The following is a 2,636-nucleotide window of genomic DNA, read 5'->3' on the forward strand; positions in this document are numbered from 1 at the left end:
ATCAATATATAAATTTTAATGGGAAAACTTAGTCTGATTTAGAAGTTTTCCTGTTCTAATTCATTGATATTATGAGTTTATTTTTCTTTTTGGTGGCGATTGAAAGTTGAACGATGCTTTTGTGTTTTTGTCGGGTTTTGCTCTGATAAATTGTGTACGCAAAAGGTTCGTTTTTTGCTGAAAGGTCTCTTTCTTTGGCGTTGCTTGCTCATTGATTCCACAGGCTATTTCGCTTCAGCATGTTTGGGATCTCATCGGTTTCTTGCTTGCTGACAGTGTTTGGTTAGCGCAAGTTTATCGATGATTGTGCGCTTTTTTCCGGCTTTGCTCTGATAAATTGTGTTCGTAAAAGGTTCAATTGTCGCTGAAAGGTCTATTTCTTTGGTGTTGTTTGCTCGTTGATTCCGCAGGCCAATTCGCTTCAACTTATTTGGGATCTTATCGGCAACAATACTTGCTGAAAGTAGGCAAGTTTATCATTTTGAGTTAAAGTGGGTTTAACCAATGAATGTTGAAAAAGTTCAATTTAATCAATAAGTAATAAAGCATAACAAACGCTTAAAGAGGGACTTCCAACGCGCGGCATTTTCATTATGCGTTGATTTTGGTGGTTACAGTGTTATGCGGAAACTTGGTAGTAGCGTTGTCAGCCCCTTAAGCGGGCGTTATGTGATTAGGCGTAAATTGAAAACGGCCCTAATCGAATGGGCCGAATATTAACTGAAAGTGTTTAGTGTTCAGGAGTTTCAAGTAATTTGATTACGCTTTCTACGGCATTACTCATTGCCTGTTTATTTTCAAGTTTACCTGAACCAGCTGGTCCAAGCGCCTGAGAATACAAAGTAAGTTGTTTTTCAAAAGGTAAGCCTAAGTGATCATAAAGATTTTGTCGGATTTGGGCATGTTGTTCAGGATCTTTGCTAGCAAGTTTAATAAGGGTTTCATAAATAAGCGCTTTCATGAGCTATCCATTTTATAATAGTTAACGGGGCGCATATGATTGTAATCGGTAATAGAATGTAATTCTGAAGCAACAATCACATAACAAAGCGTTAAAGAGGGATTCGCAACGCGTAGCATTTTCGTTATGCGTAGATTTTACTAGTTTTTAGTGCAATGCGGTTAGTTGGTAGTCGCGTTGCTCACCCCTTAACGCGGCGTTAGCTGCTTACAAGTTCGCATGTTCCATTAGCTGTACAAGTTGGTTTTTTAGTCATATACTTGTCTCATTAAACGTACATGTGGAGGTTTTATGAGAATTGTATCTTTTACCGAAGCTAGAAATAGCTTGAAGAGCGTTTTGGATGCTGTTGTTAATGACGCAGATACAACCGTGATCACGCGTCGTGATTCTGAAGATGCGGTTGTTATGTCACTAGATTATTACAATAGCTTAATGGAAACGGTTCATTTGCTTCGTTCTCCGGCAAATGCTGAGCACTTACATCGTTCAATTGCTCAGTTTAAAGCGGGTAAGGTGAGCCAAAGAGATTTAATCGATGAGTAGTCGTTTATTATCTTGGACTGATGAATCTTGGAATGATTATGTTTATTGGCAGACGCAAGACAAGAAAACACTTAAACGTATAAATAAACTTATCACGGATGTTAAGCGTTCTCCTTTCGAGGGCATAGGTAAACCTGAGCCACTAAAAGAAAATTTATCTGGTTTCTGGTCGCGACGAATAGATGATACGAATAGGTTAGTTTATGCGGTTGATGATAGTGCAATCACGATCATTTCTTGTCGCTATCACTATTAATTTAGGCTTTATCGTCAGGCAGCTAACAAACAATTCAAGCAGACCCTCAACGCGTGGCATTTTTATTATGCGTTGAGTTTAGTGATTACGGTGTTGTGCGAAAAGTTGGTAGTCGCGTTTCGGGCTACTTAATTGGGCGTTATGCTTTTAAGAGGAAAATATGAACGAAAGAAGTACTGGTGAACTAATTTTAACCTTAAATGAGGATTTTGAGCGCTGTTATACCAACGTCTTAAAAGATATTGATGAAGGTGAAAAGCAAGAAGATGGTTCCACTATCGCTGATCACGAGTTTAACGCTCGCCAACTTGTTAGGGCTGGCTTCGCATACATCGAAGGAGTTAGCTTTTCTCTAAAAGTTGCTGCAATTGATGATGCAATTGAAAATGGTATTGAACTATCTCAAGCTGAAATCGACTTTGCGTTTGAAGTTTCTCACCAGTTAAACGAAAAGGGTAATATTGTTGAAGTTAGTGCGCACATCAACTTAACGAGAAATATCAAATTTGCGTTTAATTTATATTCTAAAGCTCATCGGCTAGACAAGTCATTTGATGCGGGGCTTACTTGGTGGAGTGACTTGAGGAAGGCAATCAAAGTTCGAGACAGACTGATGCATCCTCGCAGCCCAGAAGATCTCGATATAGAACCAAGTGAAGTAATCACAGTTGTTTCTGCTGTGAGAGGCTTCGAATCTTTGCTAGCCGAATATATTGGGGTCAAAGCATAACAAGAGACTATGGCGTCAATAGTTAATTTTTGAGGCTATCTGTATCCCACATAACACCATCTCTTAGCATTGAATTTAAGATAACAACCATCTTTCTCATGCAGGCAACAATGGCAACTTTTTTCGGTTTTCCTGCCGTAAGT

Annotated in this window: 4 protein-coding genes and 1 pseudogene; 3 read left to right on the forward strand and 2 right to left on the reverse strand. The window is 38.9% G+C overall.

The features are described from left to right. Positions 1 to 730: 730 nt before the first annotated feature. Positions 731 to 961: a PAS factor family protein gene (locus CAG57_RS12815; RefSeq protein ID WP_161439534.1), complete on the reverse strand. Its 231-nt coding sequence runs from the start codon at positions 959 to 961 to the stop codon at positions 731 to 733. A 291-nt stretch (positions 962 to 1,252) separates the two neighbouring features. On the opposite strand from CAG57_RS12815, the gene CAG57_RS12820 reads away from it, so the two are divergent. The 3 genes from CAG57_RS12820 (at position 1,253) to CAG57_RS12830 (ending at position 2,493) form a co-directional block, all read left to right on the forward strand. Continuing rightward, the gene (locus CAG57_RS12820; RefSeq protein WP_009836585.1) at positions 1,253 to 1,507 is read left to right on the forward strand and encodes a type II toxin-antitoxin system Phd/YefM family antitoxin; all 255 of its coding nucleotides are present in this window, start codon (positions 1,253 to 1,255) and stop codon (positions 1,505 to 1,507) included. After that, entirely contained in the window at positions 1,500 to 1,763 is a 264-nt protein-coding gene (locus CAG57_RS12825) for a Txe/YoeB family addiction module toxin (RefSeq protein ID WP_010318499.1), read from the forward strand. The genes CAG57_RS12820 and CAG57_RS12825 overlap by 8 nt, the downstream gene beginning before the upstream one ends. 160 nt (positions 1,764 to 1,923) lie before the next feature. After that, positions 1,924 to 2,493: a hypothetical protein gene (locus CAG57_RS12830; protein WP_161439535.1), complete on the forward strand. Its 570-nt coding sequence runs from the start codon at positions 1,924 to 1,926 to the stop codon at positions 2,491 to 2,493. A gap of 22 nt (positions 2,494 to 2,515) precedes the next feature. Here the strand turns inward: CAG57_RS12830 and CAG57_RS12835 are convergent. After that, positions 2,516 to 2,636, reverse strand: a pseudogene (locus CAG57_RS12835) (IS110 family transposase); the annotation flags it as partial.

Source organism: Vibrio sp. V30_P3S12P165 (assembly GCF_009904905.1).
Lineage (GTDB): Bacteria > Pseudomonadota > Gammaproteobacteria > Enterobacterales > Vibrionaceae > Vibrio > Vibrio fujianensis.

Bases quoted from the DNA above. Each gene is read 5' to 3' on its own strand.
- CAG57_RS12815 (WP_161439534.1), bottom strand. From the start codon at position 961: ATGAAAGCGCTTATTTATGAAACCCTTATTAAACTTGCTAGCAAAGAT.
- CAG57_RS12820 (WP_009836585.1), top strand. From the start codon at position 1,253: ATGAGAATTGTATCTTTTACCGAAGCTAGAAATAGCTTGAAGAGCGTT.
- CAG57_RS12825 (WP_010318499.1), top strand. From the start codon at position 1,500: ATGAGTAGTCGTTTATTATCTTGGACTGATGAATCTTGGAATGATTAT.
- CAG57_RS12830 (WP_161439535.1), top strand. From the start codon at position 1,924: ATGAACGAAAGAAGTACTGGTGAACTAATTTTAACCTTAAATGAGGAT.